Origin of the sequence: Caballeronia udeis (assembly GCF_001544555.2) — a bacterium.
GTDB classification, from domain to species: Bacteria; Pseudomonadota; Gammaproteobacteria; order Burkholderiales; family Burkholderiaceae; genus Caballeronia; species Caballeronia udeis.
The window spans coordinates 79,483-101,090 of sequence record NZ_FCOK02000008.1; the positions used below are offsets into that span (position 1 = coordinate 79,483).

The window sequence follows — 21,608 nt, forward strand, 5'->3', positions numbered from 1 at the left end:
ATTATCTGTCGTCATTTATACGTGGCATTTCGCAGGAATGACCGGTCCGCTTTCGTGTTTGCGCATCGATGCCGTCCCCTTTTATTATGTGAAACCGTGACTATCATAATGAGGAATTGGACTTTGGCGCAAATAAAAGTTGAAGTCGTTGATTGTTGGTGTTTCAACGAGCAGGGCAGTCAGATATGTAAGCCAAGGAACATCGACAAACCATTCAACGGCAGATATTTTAATTGTGAAGTCTTCGTCGTGCATGTTTTTCTCGGATAAAAAATCGTTGCCGGCTTGCGAAGTGTTTTGTCAAGAAAAACCGTTTAAAAAGCCCCCGATATCGAACCGAATCGCCCGCCAGAGGAGGAAAGGGTATCGACGAGCGCACTGCAGACGGGTTGTCAATCTTGCCTTTCAGGCATATTTCACCGTATTGCCTATGTTCGCTTGGAGTGTTATGCATCGCATTCAAGGGAAATACGATGGAATAACGGAACGACGCGCCTTCAAAATCCAGAGAAAATGACGACGTATTCCCTGCGGCCGTTCGATGCAGGTGGCCGACTATGCGCCTCGATCACGTCGACCTTCGAAATCATCAATCCAGACGGCCCGAGACGGGCATAAGATATTTTGATCGGGTGTAACTCATAGGCAGCGGTTGTTACGAAGAAGCAAAGGAGAACGTACGTGCTGCAGGTTTCTCGGTTAGATGGTCCAAACGTCTCCTGAATCTACGTTGACACGGTAATAGCCGCGGGAGGAAATAACTGCATTTCTGACGGTTCAGCACAGGCTGAACGAGTCAGCCGACAGTTCCTAGGCCCCGCCGCTGAGGATGCATGCGGGTTGAACAACGTTTCAACTGGTGCTGGTCAGTGATGATGCTGTGGCAGTGCGAGCAGGGCTCTTTGCACGTTCACGGGAAATCGGTACTTTGACTCGTATCCGCGTTCACTGGTTTGTACGTTCTTGCTAAAGAGGGCCCACCTTGCCGTGTCACGCCAGTCGTCGCCTGCGGGTCGATCAGGGAAGTTTGCCGCAAGAGATTGCCGCCTCCGCCAACAAGAAAACCGCGCTGATTGCTGAGCGCGGTTTTTGCATAAGGCGCGCGAGAAACGCGCTTTGTATTTATGGTTACTGGGCTTGGAGCTTTCTCGGCTTCGGCGGCGTCTGCACCTTGCTGTACTGGAACTCGGGCGTTTCCTTTAGCGCGTCCTTCGTTGCACCCGCCAGATAGAAGTTTCCGTTGCGTATGTCGAGCGAGCCAATGGGCACTGCGACGTCATGCGTGGCGACACCAAGGAAGCCACCGGTGGCGATGACGGCTGCCGACACGGTCGTATCAGGCGAAATGACCAGATCGAGGATCGAACCGATTTTCTCGTTCTTGTCGTTGTAGACCGCTTTCCCAAGGATGCTCTTTTTAGCGCTCCAGCCCTGCAGCAATGCTTGCGACTGCTGGACCGTCACGGACAGCGGCTGGGTGCCGGCCACTTGTGCTTGCGCACCCATACTTGCCGTGCCAATCAGGGTTGCAACCGTCACGCTTTGCCAAATTTTCATATCGATGTCTCATTTCAGTAGGGTGCCCTGAATGCGCAAGTTTCAGGCCTGCCAGCCAGATTTCGTCCTTCCGTGCAACGGACTCACTGGCGTGCATGGAGGTGGCTCTCGTGTTCAAATGCAGCTTTCAGGGAGGCAGACATGGTCGCTGAAGGTCAACACAAGGGTAACGGTAGCGGTGGCGCAGTCAAACGGTACGCGGTGCGAGACTTCTTCCGCAGACCGGACAAGCGTTCGTTCACCATCGCTCCTGATGGCCGGCACCTGTCCTTTCTAGCGCGGCGCTCCGGCCGCCAGAATATATTCGTGCAGGGGATCGATGCTGACGGCGCGCCCGTCGGCGAGCCGCGCGCCTTGACCAACGAGACAGAACGCGACGTGCCCGGCCACGTATGGAAGGGCAACGATCAGATTCTGTTCGTCAAGGACTTTGGAGGCGACGAGAACTTCCACGTGCTTTCGGTGCCTATCGACGGTGGCGACCCGTGCGATCTGACGCCGTTCGATGGCGTCAGGGCCGGCATTGTCGATGACCTCAGGGACGACGACCGCCACGTGCTGATCCAGATGAATCGTCGCGATCCGAAGGTCTTCGACGTTTTTCGCGCTGACGTCATGACAGGCGAACTGACGCCGATCGCCGAGAATCCGGGCAATGTCATGGGCTGGATGACGGACCACGAAGGGCGCTTGCGTGTCGCGATCGCGTCAGATGGTGTCAACCACACGCTGCTCTACCGCGACGTCGAGACAGAGCCTTTCCTGCCTATTCTCACGACGGACTTCCGTGAGACGGTCTCGCCGTTGTTCTTTACGTTCGACAACAAGGGGCTATACGTTTTATCGAATCGAGGGCGCGACAAAACCGCCATTTTCGAATTCGATCCCCAGACGGGCAAAGAGGGCGCGTTGTTGTTCGAGACCACGCATGTCGACGTGAGCGGACTCTCGTATTCGGAACATCGACGCGTGCTGAAAGCTGCGTCCTATGTCGACGATCGGGTTCATCGTCATTTCTTCGACAACTGGGCTCGGGACGTCAGGGCGGATCTTGAGCGGCAGTTACCGGATCAGGAAGTGACTATCGCGAGCATCACGCGCGACGAGTCGCGCGCGATCGTGCGTGCCACGAGCGATCGGTCGGCCGGCTCGGTATGGATCTACGACATCGGGCGCCGGCGCCTTTCCAAGCTTGCCGACATGATGCCTTGGCTCGACCCCGCCGATATGGTGCCCATGTTGCCGATTCGTTTCAAGGCACGCGACGGCTTGCAACTCAGCGGATACCTGACGTTGCCCGCGGGATTCGAGCTTGGGCAGGAATTCGCCGAACCCTTACCGTTAATCGTCAATCCGCACGGCGGTCCCTGGGCGAGAGACATGTGGGGCTTTAATGTCGAAACGCAGTTGCTTGCGAACCGTGGCTATGCGGTGCTGCAGGTCAATTTCCGCGGCTCGACGGGATATGGACGCGCCTTCTGGGAAGCCAGTTTCGGGCAATGGGGCCGCGCGATGCAGAATGATATTGACGACAGCGTCGACTGGCTCGTGTCGCAAGGGATCGTCGATCCGGCGCGCATCGGGATCTACGGGGCAAGTTATGGCGGCTACGCGACGCTTGCGGGCGTTACGTTTACGCCGGCTCGATACGCGGCTGCCGTCGACTATGTCGGCGTATCGAACCTCTTCACTTTCCTCGAATCGATGCCGCCGTATTGGAAGCCGATGATCGACATGATGTACGAGATGGTCGGCAACCCGCAGACCGAAGAGGGCAAGCGGGCACTGCACGATGCGTCGCCGCTGTTCTTCGCGGACCGGATCGTGACACCGCTCCTTGTCGCGCAAGGCGCAAACGATCCGCGCGTCAAACAGGCCGAGAGCGATCAGATTGTCGAGGCTTTGCGTGCGCGCGGTGTCGATGTCAAATACATGCTCAAGGAAAACGAAGGGCACGGCTTTCACAACGAAGAGAACCAGTTCGAGTTCTATGAAGCGATGGACGCGTTTCTTGCCAAACATCTCGGGGGAGTGGCGGGGAAGTGACCAGGTCCGCATCGCCAATTTCAAATCCCACGGGCTGCAGCAAAGGATCCATGCCAGGATTCTTCAATGGTGGTGGGCACCCATCACTTATCGAGCTCGGCAAACAGCCAGTCCTGAAAGCTGCGCAGCTTCGGCAGATCGGCGCGTGATTTCAGCAGGTTCAGCGTATAGCCGTGCACCCCAAGGCCATCGAAGCCGAACGGTGCGACAAGCCGTCCGGTCTCCAGTTCGCGTTGCGCCAGCAGCAGGCTTTCGAGGCAAACCCCCAGGCCGTCCACGGCGGCGCTAAGCGCCATGAACGAGCGATCGAAACGCGGCCCGCGCACTATATCCACCCGCGTCTTGCGATGCAGGCGCATCCAGTCGCGCCAGCCCACCAGGCAGCCCTCGCTGTGAATGAGCGTGTGGTGCTGCAGGTCCGCGACGCTGCGCAGCGGATAGTCCCCCTCCATGAGCGCCGGCGCGCACAGCGGCACGATGGTTTCCGGGGGCAACTCCAGCACCATCGTGCCGGCCGGTTGCAGCTTGCGAGGACCGTAGCGGATATCGATATCGACCGCTTCTGAAATCAGGTTCGCCGCCTCCGACGAGGCATTCAACCGCACATCGATATCCGGATGCGCGGCGCTGAAACGCGCGATGCGCGGCATCAGCCATTGTGTTGCAAAGCTCGGCGTGCAGTGGATCGTGAGGATGTCGCTCTTCGCCACGCGTCCGATCTCGCGCGTGGCCGAATCGATTCGCGCGAACGCCGAGCTGATCTCCTCGGCGTATTGCCGTCCCGAGTCCGTCAGGATCACGGCGCGATGCAGCCGATGGAACAGACGAATACTCAATTGCTCCTCGAGCAGCTTGATTTGATGGCTGATTGCCGAGGGTGTCACGAACAGTTCGTCTGCTGCGAGCGCGAACGACGAGAGCCGGGCAGCGGCTTCGAATGCTTGTACGGACTTGAGAGTGACGCGATTGCGCATGGCAGCATCAAGCTGAATTGAATTCATCTATTGACCATCTTAATTCGTTTGAGCGCGTGCAGGGCAAAGATTACGCTTGAGTCACTGGCCGCGGACTCGATGCGGTCCATCCAAAGAGACCCATGCGCAACCATGTTGCATGGGACCGGAGTAACGCCTTAAAGCACTAAAGCGCGAACTCCGATCGACAGGAGACACACTGTGAACATCAGCGAAACCGCGCCTTACGCCGAACTCGCGGAGCACGCCTACCAGATCCGCCGCAACGCGCTGCGAATGGGTGAGGTGCAAGGGCAGGGTTATATCGGCCAGGCGCTCGACATTGCCGACGTGCTCGCCGTTGCCTACTTCCGTGCCATGCGTTACCGCGCGGAGGATCCTGAATGGGAAGGCCGCGACCGCTTCCTCTTGTCAAACGGCCATTACGCGATCGCCCTGTACGCGGCGCTGATCGAGGCCGGCATCATCGCCGACGAAGAACTGGAAACCTACGGCAGTGACGACAGCCGCCTGCCGATGTCCGGCATGGCGAGCTATACCCCGGGCATGGAAATGTCCGGCGGCTCTCTCGGGCAAGGGCTCACGATCGCGGTCGGCCGTTGCCTGGGCCTGAAGCGCAAGGGCTCGGACGCCCGCGTCTACACCCTGTTCTCCGACGGCGAACTCGACGAAGGCGCGATCTGGGAGGGCCTGATGTCGGCCGCTCACTGGAAGCTCGACAACCTGATCGCGATGGTCGACGTCAACAACCAGCAGGCCGATGGTCCGTCGTCGAGCGTCATGGCGTTCGAGCCGCTGGTCGACAAGTTGCAGGCCTTCGGCTGGTTCGTGCAGCGCGTGGACGGCAACGATCTCGCAGCGGTAATCGCCGCGTTCGATGCGGCACGCGCCCATGCTCATGCGCAGCCTCGGATCATCGTCTGCGATACGCGGATGGGGTGCGGCGTGCCGTTCCTCGAAGCACGCGAGAAAAACCACTTTATCCGCGTCGATGCGCACGAGTGGCAACTCGCGCTAAAGGCGCTGGAAGCCGGGAGAAACGTATGAGCACCGCCGCACCGAAACCGCGTCTGAAGACTTCAGCGATGATCGCCTCGATTGCAGGCGAAGGGCAGCTCACGCGCTCCGCGCCCTTCGGCCACGCGCTGGTCGAACTGGCGCGCAACCGGCCCGAAGTGGTCGGCATGACCGCCGATCTCGGCAAATACACCGACCTGCATCTGTTCGCGAAGGAATACCCCGAGCGCTACTACCAGATGGGCATGGCCGAGCAACTGCTGATGGGCGCCGCGGCCGGCATGGCGCACGAAGGCGCACAGCCGTTCGTCACCACGTACGCCGTATTTGCCGCGCGCCGCGCCTATGACTTCATCCATCAGGCGATAGCCGAGGACAACCTCGACGTGAAGATCGTCTGTGCGTTGCCGGGACTTACGACCGGCTACGGCCCCAGCCACCAGGCGGCCGAGGACCTCGCGCTGTTTCGCGCGATGCCGAACCTGACGGTGATCGACCCCTGCGACGCGCTCGAAATCGAGCAGATGGTGCCGGCCATGGCCGACCATCGCGGGCCGGTCTATGCGCGGCTGTTACGCGGCAACGTTCCGGTCGTGCTCGAGGAATACGGCTACCAGTTCGAGCTCGGAAAAGCGAAGCTCCTGCGCGACGGCGCCGAGGTGCTGATCATTTCATCTGGAATCCTGACGATGCGTGCGATCGAGACAGCCAGGGCGCTCGCCGCTGATCGTGTCGACGTAGGGGTGCTGCACGTGCCGACCATCAAGCCGCTCGACACCGTCACGCTGTTGCGCGAAGCACGCCGTCCGGGGCGTCTGGTCGTGGTGGCGGAGAACCATACGGTGATCGGCGGGCTCGGGGAGGCGGTGGCCACGGTGCTGCTGACCAATGGCGTCACGCCGGCGTTCCGTCAGATCGGCCTGCCCGACGCATTTCTGGACGCCGGCGCGTTACCGACCTTGCATGACCGCTATGGCATTTCCACCGAGCGGATGTGCGACACCATCAAAGGATGGCTGCGGTGAAGTTCCATCGGCACCGCACACACACGCGTAGTTACCGATAGCCAACCCCGTAGCAAACCATAAGCATCACACTCAGGAGATCCGCATCATGTCAGAGTCACGTCTTCTCGACGGCAAGGTGGCCGTCATTTCCGGCGGCGCGTCGCCGCGCGGCATCGGCATGGCGACCGCCCGCATGTTCGCGGCGCACGGCGCTCGCATCGCCATCTTCGATCTCGACGAACACGCCGCGGTGGAAGCTGCCGCGTCAATCGGACCGGAGCATCGTGGTTATGTGTGCAACGTCACCGACCGTGGCGCATGCCAGGCTGCCGTCGAACGCACCGTCGCCGATTTCGGTTCGATCGATATCCTGATCAACAACGCGGGGATTACCCAGGCCGCCAAGCTGCTTGAGATCGACCCGGAAAGCTGGGACCGGATTCTCGACGTCAACCTGCGTGGCGTGTTGTACCTGTCGCAAGCGGTCGTTCCCCAGATGAAGAAACAGAAGAGCGGTTCGATCGGCTGCATGTCGTCGGTGTCCGCCCAGCGCGGCGGCGGCATTCTCGGCGGTCCGCATTACTCGGCGGCGAAGGCCGGGGTGCTCGGTCTGGCGAAAGCGATGGCGCGCGAACTCGGCAACGACGGAATTCGCGTGAACTGCGTGACACCGGGCCTGATTCAGACCGACATCAACGCCGGCAAGATCAGCGACGACAAGCGTGTCGAAATTCTCGCCGGCATTCCGCTCAACCGGCTTGGCGTGCCCGACGACGTGGCCGGCGCGTTCCTGTTCCTCGCGTCGAGCCTGTCGTCGTACATTACCGGCGCGGTGATCGACGTGAACGGCGGCATGCTGATTCATGGATGAGCCACGGCTGATTCAGCGCTCATCCAGGTCCGGCAGGACGGGCCGTCTGGCGGGAGGCTGACGGCGGCGATGGAGACCCTGTAGTAGAGAACAGACAGGCGCGGCGCGCGACACGTGCAGCCGCCGCGCTTCAGATTCGAAAACTATAACGACACGCCATATTGGAGGAAGACACCATGACTAGCCGTTCCAACGCCCCGAAGGGCATCAGCCGCCGCACCTTTCTGAAGGCCGGTGCGGCCTTGTCCGCCGCCGCGCCGCTATGGAGCATCTCGCGCAGCGCGATGGCGGCCCCCGAGTTTTCGTACAAGCTCGCAACCGGCCAGGACCCGACCCATCCGGTCAACATCCGCGCCCAGGAGGCGATCAATCACATCCGCGAGGCGACCAACGGCCGCCTCGATATCAAGCTCTTTCCGCAGAACCAGCTCGGCTCGGACACCGATCTGCTGTCGCAGGTGCGCAATGGCGGCGTGGAGTTCTTCAACCAGGCGTCGTCGATTCTGGCAACGCTCACGCCTGCTGCGGGCATCGTCAATACCGGCTTCGCGTTCAAGGATTACGACGCGGTCTGGAAGGCGATGGACGGGGATCTCGGCAACTACATCCGTGCGCAGATCGGCAAGTCGGGCATCGTGTCGGTGAGCAAGGTGTGGGATAACGGTTTCCGGCAGATCAGCTCGTCCACCAAGGCGTTGCGCGCGCCGGCCGATCTGAAGGGCTTCAAGATCCGCGTGCCGCAAGCGCCGATGCTCACCTCATTGTTCAAGGCGCTCGACGCCGGCCCTGCACCAATCAACTTCAACGAGCTGTATTCGGCGTTGCAAACCGGCGTGGTGGAAGGTCAGGAAAATCCGCTGCCAATCATTGCAACGGCCAAGCTCTACGAAGTGCAGAAGTACATCAGCCTGACATCGCACGTGTGGGACGGTTACTGGATTCTCGGCAACCGCACCGCATGGGAGCGCTTGCCGGCCGACATCCGTGCAATCGTCACGCGCGAGTTCGAGAAGGCCGCCATGCTGCAACGCGCGGATATCGCGAAGCTGAGCCTGTCGTTGCGCGACGACCTGAAGTCGAAGGGCATCACCTTTATCGATGTCGACCGCGAGGCCTTCCGCGGCACGCTGGCGAAGACGAGCTTCTATCACGACTGGAAAGCCAAGTACGGTGATGAAGCGTGGGGCTTGCTGGAGAAGTCCGTCGGAAAACTGGGGTAATGCGATGATCTCGATCTCTTATTCGCAGGAGCGGCAGCATCGCTTTGCCTGTGCGCTAGACACCGCGCTCGGCCACCTGGTGGAGATTCCCGCGGCGTTGCTGGTGCTCGCGGAAATCGTCGTGCTGCTGGCCGGCGTGACGAGCCGTTATCTGCTGCACGCGCCGCTCGTGTGGTCCGATGAACTCGCATCCATGCTGTTCCTGTGGCTCGCCATGCTGGGTGCCGTGATGGCGCTGCGGCGCGGCGAGCATATGCGGATGACGGCGCTGGTCGGCATGGCGCCGCCGGGCGTGCGCGCTTTTCTCGACGTGATCGCCATCGCCGCGCCCATCGCATTCCTCGCGATGGTGATCGGCCCGGCCGTCAGCTTCGCGCAGGACGAGGCGTTCATCACCACCCCCGCGCTCGAACTGTCCAACGCGTGGCGGGCGGCCGCGTTGCCGGTCGGCTCGGCGCTCATGCTGCTGGTTGCCCTGGTGCGATTGGTGCGTGTAGCCAACTGGCGTCTGACGCTCGCCGCCATCGCGACGGTCGGCGCAGTGGTCGGTGGTTTCGTCCTGCTCGGTCCGCTGTTGCGCGACCTTGGCAATATCAACCTGCTGATCTTCTTCGTCGGGCTGGTGGCGTTGTGCGTGTTCAGCGGCGTGCCGATCGCGTTCTCGTTCGGACTGGCTACGTTCGGCTATCTCGCGCTCACCACGAGCACGCCTATGACGGTGGTGGTCGGGCGGATGGACGAGGGCATGTCGCACCTGATCCTGCTGTCCGTGCCGCTCTTCGTGTTTCTCGGGCAGTTGATCGAGATGACCGGCATGGCCGCGGCGATGATCGCGTTCCTCGCGAGTTTGCTGGGTCATGTGCGCGGCGGTCTCTCGTACGTGCTGGTCAGCGCGATGTATCTGGTGTCGGGTATCTCGGGTTCGAAAGCCGCGGACATGGCGGCGGTCGCGCCGGTGCTGTTTCCGGAGATGAAAGCGCGCGGCGCGAAGCCCGGTGACCTGGTCGCGCTGCTGGCGGCGACGGGTGCGCAGACCGAGACCATTCCCCCAAGTCTGGTGCTGATCACGCTCGGCTCGGTGACCGGCGTGTCGATCTCCGCGCTCTTCACCGGCGGCATGCTGCCGGGGATCGTGCTGGCAATTACCCTGTGCATCGTGGTGCAGTGGCGTTACCGGCGCGAGGACATGTCGAGCGTCAAGCGCGCGACCCGCGGCGAGATTCTGCGCAAGCTGGTGATCGCGTTTCCGGCGCTTGCGTTGCCGTTCGTGATTCGCGCGGCGGTGGTCGAAGGGATTGCGACGGCCACCGAGGTCTCCACGATCGGGATTGTCTACGCGGTGCTGGCCGGTCTGCTGATTTATCGCCGGTTCGCGTGGAGACGGCTCAAGCCGATGCTGATCGATACCGCGACGCTGTCCGGCGCGATCCTGCTGATCATCGGCGCGGCGACCGGCATGGCGTGGGCGCTGACGCAATCCGGCTTCTCAGGGCAGCTCGCGCAGACCCTGGGCGCACTGCCGGGTGGCGCGGCAATGTTCATGGCGGCATCTATATGCGTGTTCGTGATACTCGGCAGTGTGCTCGAAGGCATCCCCGCAATCGTGCTGTTCGGCCCGCTGATGTTCCCGATCGCGAGGCAGATGGGCATCCACGATGTGCACTATGCAATGGTCGTGATCCTGTCGATGGGCGTGGGGCTGTTCGCACCGCCGTTCGGTGTGGGCTACTACTCGGCTTGCGCGGTCAGCCGTATCCATCCGGACGAAGGCATGAAGCCGATCCTGGGCTATATCGCCGCGTTGATGGTCGGGCTGATCGTGGTGGCCGCGGTGCCGTGGATCTCAACCGGTTTCCTGCATTGACGGTTTGACGTGCGAGGCTGCGCCGTGCGCAGCGCAGCCTCGCGGGTCGCTCTTCCGCCCGGTTCGTTTGAATCTCGTTTGACTCCGCTTGAATCTCGCTTGATCTGTTTGGTCCGTTTGAATTGCCGCCGTCTCGCTTGGCCGGGACGGCGTAGAGGAGCCTTTTGTCATGTCCACTACCGAAGTTCATCCTGTTGTCCCGATTGCTTCGACCATGCCGTCGCTGCAGGCCGCGTCTCTGCCCCAACTGCCTTTGGCCGACGCGATCCGTTTCCTCTCCATCGATGCCATCCTGCGTGCCGGCGAAGGTCACCAGGGCGTGCCGCTCGGCATGGCCGAAATCGCGACGGCGCTGTTCACCCGGCATCTGAAGTTCAATCCGGCGGATCCGACATGGCCCGACCGGGACCGCTTCGTTTTGTCCAACGGTCACGGTTCGCTGCTGCTCTATTCGCTGCTCTATCTGACCGGATATGCGGCGATCAGTCTCGATCAGCTCAAGACCTTCCGCGAGCTCGGTTCGCATTGCGCGGGACACCCTGAATACGAGCCGGCGCATGGCATTGAAGCCACCACGGGGCCGCTTGGCCAAGGCATCGCCAACGCTTTTGGCATGGCCGTCGCCGAAGCGTATCTCGCCGCGAAATTCGGCAGCGGCCTTGTCGATCACTACACGTATGCGTTCGTCGGCGACGGCTGCCTGCAGGAAGGCATCGGCCAGGAGATGATCTCGCTCGCCGGGCATCTGCGGCTGGGCAAACTGATCCTCTGCTGGGACGACAACCAGATCACCGACGACGGCAGCACCTCGCTGTCCATCAGCGAAGACGTTTGCGCGCGGTTTCGGGTGGGCGGCTGGCATGTCGTGGAAGTCGACGGTCATGATCTCGAAGCGGTATCGGCAGCGCTGACAATCGCGCGGCAGGATCCGCGGCCGTCGATGATTGCCTGCAAGACGATCATTGGCCGTGGCATCGCGCGCCTGCAAGGCCAGCGTGGCGGCCATAGCGGCAAGCTGTTTCAGGCGGATGCCGATGCAGCCCGCGAACAGCTTGGCTGGCCGCATGCGCCTTTCCACATGCCCGCGGAGATCCTTGCTGCATGGCGTGCATCCGGGAGGCGCGCCGATCACGCGCACAGCGCATGGCAGGCGCGCGTCGCTGCTTTGCCCGACACCGAGCGCGCCGAATTCGAACGCGTTCAATCCGGCGAGTTGCCGGACGGCTGGCGCGATGTACTCGACGACTACCGCAAGCGCGCAATCGAGCGCGACGAGCCGCTGCCCGGCATCACGGTGTCGGGCGAGATCAGCGACCTGCTCGCGCCCTTGCTGCCCGAACGCATGGTCGGTTGTGCGGATCTCGAAGCGCCCACAGGCCACAAGCGCCGCCTGCACGCTTTCACCGCGGACGACCGCAGCGGCGCCTACGTCCACTGTGGCGTGCGCGAGCATCTGATGGGAGCAATGGCCAATGGCATGGCCGCGCATGGCGGCATTGTCGCGACCAGCGTGACCTATCTGGCGTTCTCGGACTACCAGCGTCCGGCGATGCGCATGGCCGCCCTGATGGGCTTGCCGGTGCACTTCGTATTCAGCCACGACTCGATCGGCGTCGGCAAAAATGGGCCGACGCATCAACCCGTTGAGATCCTCGCTTCGCTACGCGCCATGCCGAACATGCGCGTGCTCCGTCCCGCCGATGCCGTGGAGGCCGCCGAGTGCTGGGCGCTTGCGCTCGAACATCGACGAGGGCCAAGCACGCTGATATTCGCACGTCAGGCGTTGCCCCTGGTTCGCCGCGCGCATGGCGACGAGGCGTTGTCGCGTCGCGGCGCTTACGTGCTGGCCGAGGCCGAGGGCGGGCCGCGCGCGGTGACCTTGCTGGCGACCGGATCCGAAGTGGCGCTGGCGTTGCAGGCGCGCAGCCGGTTGCAAGACGAAGGCGTCGCGACCGCGGTGGTGTCCATGCCGTGCTGGGAAATCTTCGATGAACAGGACGCAGGCTATCGCGCCGCAGTTCTGGGTTTGAACACTGTGCGCATTGGCGTGGAAGCGGCGTTGCGTTTCGGCTGGGACCGGTATCTGGGTGAGCGGGGCGGTTTCGTCGGCATGACGGGTTTCGGTGATTCCGCCTCGGCCGAGACCTTATATGAGCACTTCGGCATCACGGCGCAGCACGTGGTCAGTGAAGCGAAGCGGCAGCTGTCTGTCATCGACGGAGATGAGCATGCATAAAATCGTTTTTCTCGACCGCGCCACGCTCGCGCCGCAAATCGTCTTGCGTGAACCGCGCTTCGATCACCAGTTGATCGAACACGATCACACTGCACCCGGGCAGGTCCTTGAGCGGCTGGCCGGCGCAGCGATCGTGATCACCAACAAGGTGCCGCTGACTAAAGACGTGCTGGAGCAGTTGCCGGATCTTAAACTCGTCGCGGTCGCGGCCACAGGCACCGATTGCGTCGACAAGGCGGCCTGTCAGCGACTCGGCATCGCGGTGAGCAATATTCGCGGCTATGCGATCAACACGGTGCCTGAGCACACCTTCGCGTTGATCCTCGCGCTGCGGCGCAACCTGCTTGCCTATCGCGAAGATGTGCTCGCCGGCGAGTGGCAAAAATCCGGGCAATTCTGCTTCTTCACGCACGCGATTCACGATCTGGCCGGCGCGCGGCTTGGCATCATCGGCGAAGGGGTGTTGGGGCAACGCGTCGCGGAAATCGGCAAGGCCTTCGGCATGCTGCCCATGTTCGCCGCTCACAAGGGCAGGGACGGTCTCGGCCCGCTTTACACACCGTGGGAAGACGTGCTCGCGACCAGCGACATCATCACCGTGCACAGCCCGCTCACACCACAAACGCGCAACATGCTGGCCATGCCTGAGTTTCGCGCGATGAAGCGCAAGCCGTTGATCATCAACACGGCGCGCGGAGGCCTTGTCGACGAAAGCGCACTCGTGCAAGCGCTCGACGAAGGTTTGATCAGCGGAGCAGGTTTCGATGTGACCACCAGCGAACCGCCCGCCGCGGACAATCCGCTGTTGCGCGCGGCCGGCCGTCCGAATGTGATTTTGACGCCGCATGTCGCATGGGCTTCGGACGAGGCGCAGCAGAGTCTGGCGGATCAGTTGATGGATAACATCGAAAACTTCGTGAACGGTGCGGCGACCAACCTGGTGCACGGGGCGTATTGATTGAGTGTGCGGTGCTTTCGGCGCCGGTCAATTCTACGACTCGGCAACATTGGCAGTGCCTGGCATGGCGACCGCAGTTCCTCCGCGATTTTCCGCCGCGGTGTCTATGTTTCCTGCCTGGTAGAGCGGTTCTGTTTCGACAGGTTCGATAGCGGCGGAGAGACCCGTCTTTGCTCTGGCATGGCGTTCGAACAGGGCCAGAAGTTCGGCGCGCAGTCCGTCGCCGCGTTGGGCTGCGAGAGCATGAAGTGAAAGAAGTGGCAACATGATTGAACTCCAATCGGTGAAAGCAGGCGACCGCCTGTGAGACACGTGTGATCAGGACGCACCGCACGTTGTCCGCTGATCCGCGCTACTGAGGGATTGAGTGATCAGGTTGTGACAGCAGGCCGGCGCAAACACTCCGTTTCTTGCTGTCTGGTTGCCTTGTGAATGTAAAACCGGGCTTAACGCACAGATGCATCGCAGCGTGGACACGCTCAGCCGGGAGGCACGCATGCGCAGGCACATCTTCGAGTATTGCCGCAAGAAACGGGGGGCAACTGACTGCATACGTCGATATTGTCTGGGCAGAGAGAGGCGATCGTGCCGCTCTCTTTCAACCCTATCGATGAGGAATTCACCATGTCCAGAGAAGACGACAACAAGGCCATCGTAGGCCGCTGGTTCACCGATTTCTGGGGCGAAACCTGCAACCTCGACATCGTCGACGAACTTGCTGCTCCCGACATGCTGCTGCGCTACTCACTGCATGAGCCGCGCCGTGGCCGCGAGGATATCAAGGCATTCATGACGGGTTTCCGCGAAGCGTTCCCCGACCTCAACTTCTGGGGCGCCGCCGACCTCATTGCCGAAGGGGACTATGTAGTCGGCCGTTGGGAGGGTGGCGGCACACATACCGGTCCGGCATTCGGCGATTTCCTGATCGGATCGCTGCCGGCTGCGACTGGCCGGAAAATGCGCTTCACCGGTACGACCGTGCTCCGCCTCAAAGACGGCAAGATCATCGAGGAAATCGGCCTGGACGACGGCGTGAGCGCCCTGCAACAAATCGGACTCGTCAAAGCGGTTTGAACGGGGGCACGGTGCTTCCGGTATCTTCGGCAACGCCGCTCTGGACCCGGCGGCTCGAAACATTGCACTGACCTGATTACCCTGCATACCCTGCTTCGCGCCATGCCCGCGAGATACGACCGCGGGCATGGCGTGAGTTCCGCGCATTATCCGGCTCTCAGCGTCAGGCGGGGAGTGGCGGCGCAGCGGGGAAGTCCACCGGTACGCGTGTCGTTCCGTGCAGATAGTTGGTGACGGTCTTGTCGCCGATCACAACAATCACGTCGACCAGATTGCCCTTGGTCCAGCCCGCCGCGAAGAACGCATCGACGAGCGCCTGATCGGCGTGCCCGCGGTTGACCGTGATGTTCGTCACGAGCCGCGCGAGTGCGTCGAACTTCGCGTCGAAGCTTACCCGGCCACTGCGGATCTCGAGGATCTGCTCGTCGGTGAAGCCATTCATCTTGCCGATCACGGTGTGTGCCGCCAGACAATATTCGCAAGCGTTGACCTGGCTCACGACCAGGTTCACGATTTCGCGCGCCTTGCCGGTGATGCTGCTCTTCGCGTTCTGGAACGCGAGGTAGCTGCCGAGCGCATGTTCGGAATGAGCCAGTGTCGCGTACAGGTTGGGCACAGAGCCGAGACTGCTCTTGAGCTTGTCGAAGATGGCCTGGTTGGCCGGGGAAACTTCGTCGCGTGTCGGTACATTGATGGTCGTCATGGTGATGCTCCCTGGTAAATAGATGAATAAAGCCGGTTGAAAAAACGTGCGTCATTGCGCCGTGTACGCACCGTCGACTGCAATGTTCTGTCCGGTGAGGTAACGCGCCTTGTCGCTTGCAAGAAACACAATCGTCTGGGCGATTTCGTCCGGGGCTGCGGCGCGTCGCGCCGGTATTGTCGAGAGGAAACTTGCCTTGCCTTCTTCGGTGCCGCCGGCAAAGCGATCGAGCATTTCCGTGGCGACAGGACCCGGCGCCACGGCGTTGACGCGCACGCCTGCAGCCGCTCCTTCGAGCGCCGCGCTCTTCGTCAGGCCTTCAACCGCATGCTTGCTGGCCGCATAGACCGACGCGCCTGCAACACCGACCTGACCCGCTATCGACGAGAGGTTGATGATCGAGCCCGCGCCCTGCGCGAGCATCACGCGCATCTCGTGCTTGAGCGACAGCAGCGTGCCGAGCACGTTGACCGCGAACGTGTCTTCGTAGTTGGTCGCGGTCTCCTCGACGATCGGCGCCAGTTGACCTTCAGTGCCGGCGTTGTTGACCGCCACGTCGATGCGCCCGAAACGCGCGACGGTCTGCTCGACCACATTGCGCACTTCAGCTTCGAAACGAACGTCAGCGCGCATGAATTCGGCTTCGGCGCCGAGGGCGCGCAGTTCAGCGGCGAGCGCCTGGCCTGCCTCTTCGCGACGGCCGCTGACGACCACGCGGTTTCCTTCGCGAGCGAAGGCAAGGGCGGTAGCGCGGCCGATACCGGTCAGCGCGCCAGTGATAAGGACGACAGGTTGGTTCATGACAGTGCTCCTTCAGGTGGGTTGGCATCGCGTTTGCAATGACTGCACTTTGACTGATTCCAGATGCGCGATATAGACGGTGTATGCTCATATAACTAATTCCCATCAGGAATATATTGGGCAAAATGGACAAGCTACAGGCAATGAAAACGTTCGTGCGCGTGGTGGAGGCCGGCAGTTTTTCCGCGGTCGCGCACGAGTCCGACACCACGCAGAGCGCAGTGAGCAAACAGGTCGCGGCGCTCGAGCGCGAGCTGGGTGCGCGGCTGCTGACGAGAACCACGCGTTCGCTCGCACTGACAGAAGAAGGTGAACACTATTTCGAACAGGCGCGGCGCCTGGTTGCGGAGATCGCCGAGGCCGAAGGCGCGTTGCAGCGCGGCGAGCAGCAACTGACGGGCTGGCTGCGGGTCGCCGCTTCGGTCGGCTTCGGACGTCTCAAGCTCATGCCATTGGTTCAGTCATTTCTGGCAGAGCACCGGGGCGTGAAGATCGACCTGCGCCTGAGCGACGGGTTTATCGATCTCGTGGAGCAGGGGATCGACGTCGCGGTGCGCATCGGCGATCTGCCGGACAGCAGCCTGACCGCACGCCGCGTGGGAACGGCCTACCGGATGCTGATGGCGCATCGCAGCTACGTGCGCTCGCTGCCCAAAGGCACCAAAGCGCCGCGCGTTCCCGACGACCTGGTCGATCACAACTGTATCGTCTACACGGAACTGGCAATGCGTAATGCGTGGCGTTTTACGGCAGGGCCCGGCGCGGTGGATCCGGTGGGAACCACGCGCATTATTCGCGTCGAAGGCAATCTGCAAACGAACAGCAGCGAGGTCATGCGGGCGTCGGTTCTTGCAGGTATGGGGATCGGATATTCGCCGACCTGGTTGTTCGATGACGAGCTGGCGAGTGGCGAAGTACAGCGAATGTTGCCGGACTGGGAAACGATCCCTATCCCGATCCATCTGGTGAGCCCGCTGGAGCGAAGGCATTCGGCAAAGGTCAGGGCGTTCGCCGACCATGTCGGGAAGGCGATGGCTCGCGGGTGAATTGAAACAGCGAGAGCCGCTCGGAACTCGCTTGTTGCTGTCCTGGCCGCCAGGGCCCACTTCAGCTTCCCACGCTCCCCGCAGCACATGCCAAATTCGCAACGAGTTCTTCTACACTCGCATACTTGAGAGCAACGTCAGCGTTCTGCGGTGCCCCAGGATTCCATGCATACGTATTCGGGCGCCCGTGCAATTCGCTGCACCCATGAACTTAACCAAGGTCCTGTATGGAATATCTTGAGAGTTTGCGAGTCTTCCGCTCAGTCGTCGAAGCGAAGAGCTTTACGCGCGCCGCGGACATGCTGGGTGTTACCGCGCCGGTCGTGTCCCGCGCCATTGCGGGACTCGAGCAGCGTCTGGGCAGTCGTCTGTTTCACCGCACCACGCGGCAGGTTTCGCTGACGGAAGCGGGGGAACACTTCTATGAAGGCTGCTCCCGGATCCTCGACGATCTGGATGCGCTGGAAGCGCAGGCGTCAAAGCAGACGCGCGAGGCGAGCGGTGTGCTTCGACTCGTCGCCCATACGACGGCGACCGTCAACCGGCTCGTGCCGCTGATCTCGACCTTCAAGCACAAGCACCCCAAGGTGAGTCTCGACGTGACGCTGACCGAGCGCCCGGTCGATCTGGTGGCAGACGGCTACGACCTCGGGGTCGTGTTGCCTTTCATGCTGAGCAGCGACACGACAGTCACACGGTTGCTGGAGCGCATTCCTCTTTGCATTGTCGCCGCGCCGCAGTATCTGCAGACGCATTCGCGGCCCCGGCATCCTTCCGAGTTGGCCGAACACACGTTCGTCGTGATGTCGCCGTCATTGCGCAAGCCTTCCCTGACCTTCCGGGTGGGGCAGGAGGACCTGACCATCCCGATGATGTACGAGGTCGCTTCGAATAATCCGATCTTCAACCGGGAGATGGTGCTGCAGGGGTTCGGGATCGGCGTGGTGCCAGTTGCACTGGCGCAAACGGAACTGGCCTCCGGGCAACTGGTAGCCATCCTCGAGGAGTTTGATATTGTCGATGGAGCGATCGAGATACGGCTCGCGTACAACTCACGAACGCTGCTGCCGGCCAAGGTGAGGGCATTTATCGAGCACGCCGCTGCGTTCTTTGAAGAAGTGTCCGGCGCCGGGCGCCTTTGAGAGTGATGAGTAGAAATGCGGGGCGAGACTCAATGAAACCGCTCTCGCCGCATCAGTCAGCTTGTGACGTGAACCAGCAAGGTGCGGACGAACGTAATAGCATTCTCGCCTGCAAGCATGCCCAGCAATCCGGCAAGTGCGACGGTCGGCGGGGCAGGTGATTTGACACCGACGACGTGATAGATCAGTCCGACCACCACGCCGAGAAGGAGGGAGAGCAGATAGGCTTTCATGATGTTGTCACCCTGAGGAGGGGGCACCAAGGCCCCCCAGTTGGATTCCGGCCACGTTCATTACATGTTGATGACAACACGGCCCGGCGTGCCCGCCGTAACTGCCCGGTAGGCGTCCTGGCCATGTTGCAGATCGAAGCGCTGCGCGATCACGGGCGGCTTGAGCTTGCCGCTTTCGAAGCCGTCGACCAGCGCTGCCATGAGCGGCGCGGACTCGGTGACACCGAGCTTCGCGCTGTCAGTGCCGAACAACTGCGTCTCGTTGTGATAAAAATCAATGATGTCGAAATCGACGCGGCGCTTTCCGGTCGCGCTGATCTCGACAACGCGGCCACGGCGCCGGACAAGACTGAGCGCGGTTTCGAAAGCGACACCGCCAACAGCGTCATAGACCACGTCGACGCCACCCGTCAATTCGCGCACGCGCTGCGTGGTGTGTTCATCAAACGGCACATATTCGTCGATCAGCAAGCTGGCCGGGGAGCCTGCGGCGGGCACCTTGCGATCGATGCCAATCACGCGGCAGCCACGCGCTTTTGCGATCTGCGTGACCGCACCGCCTACGCCGCCGCCTGCCCCGATGACCGCAATGGTTTCGCCCTCGGCCAGCTTGGCGTAGTCGACCGTGCCCAACCAGGCGACGACAAAATTCACGCCGATGGCGGAAGCCTCTTCATGGCTTAACGTGGCCGGCTTGCGGGCCAACGCGGCGACCGGGATCTTGATGAATTCCGCATGGGTGCCGTCGCGCGTAAAGCCGATGTCGCCGCCGGTGCCCCAGACTTCTGCACCGATCCAGTCAGCGGGGCCATCGACGACCATGCCGCTGAAGTCCCGTCCAGGTATGCGCGGTGTCGTGGTGTGATCGAAATGTCCCGACACGTTCTTGACGTCACTCGGGTTGACCGACGCGCTGCTGACCTGGACGATCGCGCTGTCGCGATCACATTCCGGCATGCTCAGATCAATGTACTCAAGCACTTCAGGGGCGCCGAACGACTTGAATTGCAGGGCTTTCATCTCATTCACTCCTGGATCGTGGATCAGGCTGCGAAGTGCAGCGTATGACCAGATTGTATGAGCTGGCGGAGGGGTCGATCAGACAGGTGCTTTCGAACTTTGGACAAAATGAACCCCAGGGCTCACGTGCTGAGGCTTCCCGTTAGCGGTCCGAGGGCGTGACGGTTACGTTCTCCGGGGCGGCCAGTGTTTCGTCCGGACGGAATTCGCTAGGCGCGGTGCCCAGTTCGCGGCGAAACATGTCGCTGAAACTGCTGGGCAAGTAGCCCAAGGATCGTGCTACCGAGCTTACCGTTTGACCTTCCGCCAGTTTGGATAAGGCAATCGCGAGCTGGACCTGTCGGCGCCATTCTGCGAATCCGAGGCCCAGCTCACGCGTGAACAGCCGCGCAAGTGTGCGCACGCTTGCACCCACGGATGCTGCATGATGTTCAAAGCTGATGTCGACAGAGGGATTGCTGATGACGGCCCGGCACAGTACCTCGAGACGACGGTCCGATTTGTCCGGCAGCGGAATTCTCAGCGAATAGCGCGGCGCGTGAGTCAGTTCCAGTGCGGCTAAATGGTAAGCCGCGTTCAGGTATTCATCGTCGCGTTCGCTTTCGTGTTCTGCGATGGTCGTAATGAGTTCCCTTAGCAAACCGTTGATTTCGAAGACGTCGCCCTGCTTGCTCAGGTGCTGGACGTCTTGTCCTCGCAGATAAAGGTTGCGCATTTCAACCTCGCTCATCATGTAGATGGAGTGCCCGGTTCCGGGCGGCAGCCAGACCGCTCGCTGCGGCGGGACAATCAGCGCCTCGCGACCGACTTCAACCCACATGACACCCGTGACCGCGTAGAGCACTTGAGCCCATTCGTGAACGTGCGGGTCAATGCGAAGGCCGCGCGGATAGCGTCTTGCCAGCGATCGGCCTCGTCCGGATTCGTCATCGAGATCGGGAGGGACAGCTTTCGGCATGGTGATCGGCCTGTAAAGGAGCGGGAAGAAAAAAGCAAAGCTTGAAGAAATGGCGGATTGGAGCGCGCGTACTTGCGTATCAATACCTCGGACTTAGGAAAGTATCTGTTATCCGTGCGCGCATTTTTCAATATTCGACCATGCCTTAGGCTTCTTTCATCGAAACACGTCAGCAGGCAACTGCTGCCTGGGAACGACAGGAGCCGGCAATGATCAACTGCCTGAAGCATCAACTCTATCATCGGGTGGTGATCCTACCTGCGTTGGCACTGGGTCAGCTCATGGCGGAACATGATTTCAACATGGGGCAAGTTGCCGTGGTTCTCCTCATGCAAGGGTTGCTGCATGCATGGCATGCCGGGACGTTCTGCCGCCGCTAAAACCGGGGATTCTTGCGTTGGAAAGAATAATGTTTTCGCGGATCATCTATTTAAGTTAGATATTGATGATCGTAATATTGGTTTTATCTGCTGGATTAATGGCTGGTCTTTCGACGTAACATGTCGAGCCGGAGGTCAAGATGTTTCGCTACCTTTTAGAAGGTCTTGCGGTTACCGCTGCAGTCATCGTGTATTTTCTGCCAGCCATCGTGGCCGACCGAAGGGGACGACGTAACGTCTTGCTGTTGGCGCTGCTGAATGCGCTACTCGGCTGGACAGTGGTGTGCTGGATCGCAGCGCTTTACTGGGCGCTTCATCCCGACAGCCAGGGCCGGGTAACCCGCACAGTCCGGGCAACGCGGCGCGCACAAGCTCATAACACCGTCGCCGCGATTGTCGAGCGGGCGCAGAGACGGGCAGATGCCGGGCGGACGAGATGAACCGCTATGGTATGAAAATTACATCGAACTGACGGCACGACTTGAGGTGCCGACCGCGACC

Annotated in this window: 22 protein-coding genes; 13 read left to right on the forward strand and 9 right to left on the reverse strand. The window is 61.2% G+C overall.

Features of this window, described 5'->3' with window-relative positions; genetic code table 11:
- Positions 1-84: 84 nt before the first annotated feature.
- Together AWB69_RS47535 and AWB69_RS08375 are read right to left on the reverse strand one after the other, a co-directional pair.
- Positions 85-255, reverse strand: a complete 171-nt coding sequence (locus AWB69_RS47535; RefSeq protein WP_156528777.1) for a hypothetical protein — start codon at positions 253-255, stop codon at positions 85-87.
- An 873-nt stretch (positions 256-1,128) separates the two neighbouring features.
- Positions 1,129-1,557 carry a PRC-barrel domain-containing protein gene (locus tag AWB69_RS08375; protein WP_062084231.1) on the reverse strand — a complete coding sequence of 143 codons (429 nt, stop codon included), beginning with the start codon at positions 1,555-1,557 and terminating at the stop codon, positions 1,129-1,131.
- Positions 1,558-1,698: 141 nt separating this feature from the next.
- On the opposite strand from AWB69_RS08375, the gene AWB69_RS08380 reads away from it, so the two are divergent.
- Positions 1,699-3,603 (forward strand): S9 family peptidase, encoded by a 1,905-nt coding sequence (locus AWB69_RS08380; RefSeq protein WP_062084233.1) that lies wholly within the window; start codon positions 1,699-1,701, stop codon positions 3,601-3,603.
- A gap of 83 nt (positions 3,604-3,686) precedes the next feature.
- Here AWB69_RS08380 and gcvA read toward each other — a convergent pair whose 3' ends face one another.
- Positions 3,687-4,604 (reverse strand): transcriptional regulator GcvA, encoded by a 918-nt coding sequence (gene gcvA, locus AWB69_RS08385; protein ID WP_231937029.1) that lies wholly within the window; start codon positions 4,602-4,604, stop codon positions 3,687-3,689.
- 174 nt (positions 4,605-4,778) lie between these two features.
- Here gcvA and AWB69_RS08390 point away from each other — a divergent pair, with 174 nt between their 5' ends.
- The 7 genes from AWB69_RS08390 to AWB69_RS08420 all read left to right on the forward strand — a co-directional run bounded on the left by AWB69_RS08390 (position 4,779) and on the right by AWB69_RS08420 (position 13,750).
- Positions 4,779-5,624, forward strand: a complete 846-nt coding sequence (locus tag AWB69_RS08390) for a transketolase (protein ID WP_062084236.1) — start codon at positions 4,779-4,781, stop codon at positions 5,622-5,624.
- The gene (locus tag AWB69_RS08395; protein ID WP_062084238.1) at positions 5,621-6,619 is read left to right on the forward strand and encodes a transketolase family protein; all 999 of its coding nucleotides are present in this window, start codon (positions 5,621-5,623) and stop codon (positions 6,617-6,619) included. The genes AWB69_RS08390 and AWB69_RS08395 overlap by 4 nt, the downstream gene beginning before the upstream one ends.
- An 88-nt stretch (positions 6,620-6,707) precedes the next feature.
- Positions 6,708-7,472 carry an SDR family NAD(P)-dependent oxidoreductase gene (locus tag AWB69_RS08400; protein WP_062084241.1) on the forward strand — a complete coding sequence of 255 codons (765 nt, stop codon included), beginning with the start codon at positions 6,708-6,710 and terminating at the stop codon, positions 7,470-7,472.
- 176 nt (positions 7,473-7,648) lie between these two features.
- Positions 7,649-8,692: a TRAP transporter substrate-binding protein gene (locus AWB69_RS08405; RefSeq protein ID WP_062084244.1), complete on the forward strand. Its 1,044-nt coding sequence runs from the start codon at positions 7,649-7,651 to the stop codon at positions 8,690-8,692.
- A gap of 4 nt (positions 8,693-8,696) precedes the next feature.
- Positions 8,697-10,556, forward strand: a complete 1,860-nt coding sequence (locus AWB69_RS08410) for a TRAP transporter large permease (RefSeq protein ID WP_062084246.1) — start codon at positions 8,697-8,699, stop codon at positions 10,554-10,556.
- A gap of 214 nt (positions 10,557-10,770) precedes the next feature.
- The gene (gene tkt / locus AWB69_RS08415; protein WP_062084433.1) at positions 10,771-12,792 is read left to right on the forward strand and encodes a transketolase; all 2,022 of its coding nucleotides are present in this window, start codon (positions 10,771-10,773) and stop codon (positions 12,790-12,792) included.
- On the forward strand, positions 12,785-13,750 hold the full coding sequence (locus tag AWB69_RS08420; protein WP_062084248.1) for a D-2-hydroxyacid dehydrogenase: 966 nt from the start codon (positions 12,785-12,787) through the stop codon (positions 13,748-13,750). Before tkt ends, AWB69_RS08420 begins: the two co-directional genes overlap by 8 nt.
- Before the next feature lie 33 nt (positions 13,751-13,783).
- Here AWB69_RS08420 and AWB69_RS08425 read toward each other — a convergent pair whose 3' ends face one another.
- Positions 13,784-14,017 carry a hypothetical protein gene (locus tag AWB69_RS08425; protein WP_062084251.1) on the reverse strand — a complete coding sequence of 78 codons (234 nt, stop codon included), beginning with the start codon at positions 14,015-14,017 and terminating at the stop codon, positions 13,784-13,786.
- A 357-nt stretch (positions 14,018-14,374) separates the two neighbouring features.
- On the opposite strand from AWB69_RS08425, the gene AWB69_RS08430 reads away from it, so the two are divergent.
- The gene (locus AWB69_RS08430; protein WP_062084253.1) at positions 14,375-14,824 is read left to right on the forward strand and encodes an ester cyclase; all 450 of its coding nucleotides are present in this window, start codon (positions 14,375-14,377) and stop codon (positions 14,822-14,824) included.
- A gap of 163 nt (positions 14,825-14,987) precedes the next feature.
- On the opposite strand, the gene AWB69_RS08435 is transcribed toward AWB69_RS08430, so the two are convergent.
- Positions 14,988-15,527, reverse strand: a complete 540-nt coding sequence (locus AWB69_RS08435; RefSeq protein ID WP_062084256.1) for a carboxymuconolactone decarboxylase family protein — start codon at positions 15,525-15,527, stop codon at positions 14,988-14,990.
- Positions 15,528-15,578: 51 nt separating this feature from the next.
- A complete protein-coding gene (locus AWB69_RS08440; RefSeq protein WP_062084259.1) occupies positions 15,579-16,328 on the reverse strand; it encodes an SDR family NAD(P)-dependent oxidoreductase in 750 nt (249 codons plus the stop codon).
- Between the two features lie 125 nt (positions 16,329-16,453).
- Here AWB69_RS08440 and AWB69_RS08445 point away from each other — a divergent pair, with 125 nt between their 5' ends.
- Both AWB69_RS08445 and AWB69_RS08450 read left to right on the forward strand, forming a co-directional pair.
- Positions 16,454-17,374, forward strand: a complete 921-nt coding sequence (locus AWB69_RS08445) for a LysR family transcriptional regulator (protein ID WP_062084261.1) — start codon at positions 16,454-16,456, stop codon at positions 17,372-17,374.
- Positions 17,375-17,601: 227 nt separating this feature from the next.
- Positions 17,602-18,516: a LysR family transcriptional regulator gene (locus AWB69_RS08450; RefSeq protein ID WP_062084263.1), complete on the forward strand. Its 915-nt coding sequence runs from the start codon at positions 17,602-17,604 to the stop codon at positions 18,514-18,516.
- Between the two features lie 56 nt (positions 18,517-18,572).
- Here AWB69_RS08450 and AWB69_RS08455 read toward each other — a convergent pair whose 3' ends face one another.
- From AWB69_RS08455 to AWB69_RS08465, 3 genes are all read right to left on the reverse strand, one after another.
- Positions 18,573-18,749 carry a DUF1427 family protein gene (locus AWB69_RS08455; RefSeq protein ID WP_062084435.1) on the reverse strand — a complete coding sequence of 59 codons (177 nt, stop codon included), beginning with the start codon at positions 18,747-18,749 and terminating at the stop codon, positions 18,573-18,575.
- Between the two features lie 60 nt (positions 18,750-18,809).
- Entirely contained in the window at positions 18,810-19,769 is a 960-nt protein-coding gene (locus AWB69_RS08460) for a quinone oxidoreductase family protein (protein WP_062084265.1), read from the reverse strand.
- Positions 19,770-19,911: 142 nt separating this feature from the next.
- A complete protein-coding gene (locus AWB69_RS08465) occupies positions 19,912-20,727 on the reverse strand; it encodes an AraC family transcriptional regulator (RefSeq protein WP_062084267.1) in 816 nt (271 codons plus the stop codon).
- Between the two features lie 209 nt (positions 20,728-20,936).
- On the opposite strand from AWB69_RS08465, the gene AWB69_RS47540 reads away from it, so the two are divergent.
- Both AWB69_RS47540 and AWB69_RS08470 read left to right on the forward strand, forming a co-directional pair.
- Positions 20,937-21,107, forward strand: a complete 171-nt coding sequence (locus tag AWB69_RS47540; RefSeq protein WP_156528778.1) for a hypothetical protein — start codon at positions 20,937-20,939, stop codon at positions 21,105-21,107.
- A gap of 140 nt (positions 21,108-21,247) precedes the next feature.
- Positions 21,248-21,547 carry a superinfection immunity protein gene (locus AWB69_RS08470; protein ID WP_062084270.1) on the forward strand — a complete coding sequence of 100 codons (300 nt, stop codon included), beginning with the start codon at positions 21,248-21,250 and terminating at the stop codon, positions 21,545-21,547.
- Positions 21,548-21,608 lie beyond the last annotated feature (61 nt).

Coding starts and splice junctions, on each gene's coding strand:
- tkt (WP_062084433.1), top strand. CDS start 10,771: ATGCCGTCGCTGCAGGCCGCGTCTCTGCCCCAACTGCCTTTGGCCGAC.
- AWB69_RS08445 (WP_062084261.1), top strand. CDS start 16,454: ATGGACAAGCTACAGGCAATGAAAACGTTCGTGCGCGTGGTGGAGGCC.
- AWB69_RS08430 (WP_062084253.1), top strand. CDS start 14,375: ATGTCCAGAGAAGACGACAACAAGGCCATCGTAGGCCGCTGGTTCACC.
- AWB69_RS08405 (WP_062084244.1), top strand. CDS start 7,649: ATGACTAGCCGTTCCAACGCCCCGAAGGGCATCAGCCGCCGCACCTTT.
- AWB69_RS08400 (WP_062084241.1), top strand. CDS start 6,708: ATGTCAGAGTCACGTCTTCTCGACGGCAAGGTGGCCGTCATTTCCGGC.
- AWB69_RS08470 (WP_062084270.1), top strand. CDS start 21,248: ATGTTTCGCTACCTTTTAGAAGGTCTTGCGGTTACCGCTGCAGTCATC.
- AWB69_RS08450 (WP_062084263.1), top strand. CDS start 17,602: ATGGAATATCTTGAGAGTTTGCGAGTCTTCCGCTCAGTCGTCGAAGCG.
- AWB69_RS08380 (WP_062084233.1), top strand. CDS start 1,699: ATGGTCGCTGAAGGTCAACACAAGGGTAACGGTAGCGGTGGCGCAGTC.
- AWB69_RS08465 (WP_062084267.1), bottom strand. CDS start 20,727: ATGCCGAAAGCTGTCCCTCCCGATCTCGATGACGAATCCGGACGAGGC.
- AWB69_RS08410 (WP_062084246.1), top strand. CDS start 8,697: ATGATCTCGATCTCTTATTCGCAGGAGCGGCAGCATCGCTTTGCCTGT.
- AWB69_RS08375 (WP_062084231.1), bottom strand. CDS start 1,557: ATGAAAATTTGGCAAAGCGTGACGGTTGCAACCCTGATTGGCACGGCA.
- AWB69_RS08420 (WP_062084248.1), top strand. CDS start 12,785: ATGCATAAAATCGTTTTTCTCGACCGCGCCACGCTCGCGCCGCAAATC.
- AWB69_RS08460 (WP_062084265.1), bottom strand. CDS start 19,769: ATGAAAGCCCTGCAATTCAAGTCGTTCGGCGCCCCTGAAGTGCTTGAG.
- AWB69_RS08395 (WP_062084238.1), top strand. CDS start 5,621: ATGAGCACCGCCGCACCGAAACCGCGTCTGAAGACTTCAGCGATGATC.
- AWB69_RS08440 (WP_062084259.1), bottom strand. CDS start 16,328: ATGAACCAACCTGTCGTCCTTATCACTGGCGCGCTGACCGGTATCGGC.
- AWB69_RS08435 (WP_062084256.1), bottom strand. CDS start 15,527: ATGACGACCATCAATGTACCGACACGCGACGAAGTTTCCCCGGCCAAC.
- AWB69_RS08425 (WP_062084251.1), bottom strand. CDS start 14,017: ATGTTGCCACTTCTTTCACTTCATGCTCTCGCAGCCCAACGCGGCGAC.
- AWB69_RS47535 (WP_156528777.1), bottom strand. CDS start 255: ATGCACGACGAAGACTTCACAATTAAAATATCTGCCGTTGAATGGTTT.
- gcvA (WP_231937029.1), bottom strand. CDS start 4,604: ATGAATTCAATTCAGCTTGATGCTGCCATGCGCAATCGCGTCACTCTC.
- AWB69_RS47540 (WP_156528778.1), top strand. CDS start 20,937: ATGATCAACTGCCTGAAGCATCAACTCTATCATCGGGTGGTGATCCTA.
- AWB69_RS08455 (WP_062084435.1), bottom strand. CDS start 18,749: ATGAAAGCCTATCTGCTCTCCCTCCTTCTCGGCGTGGTGGTCGGACTG.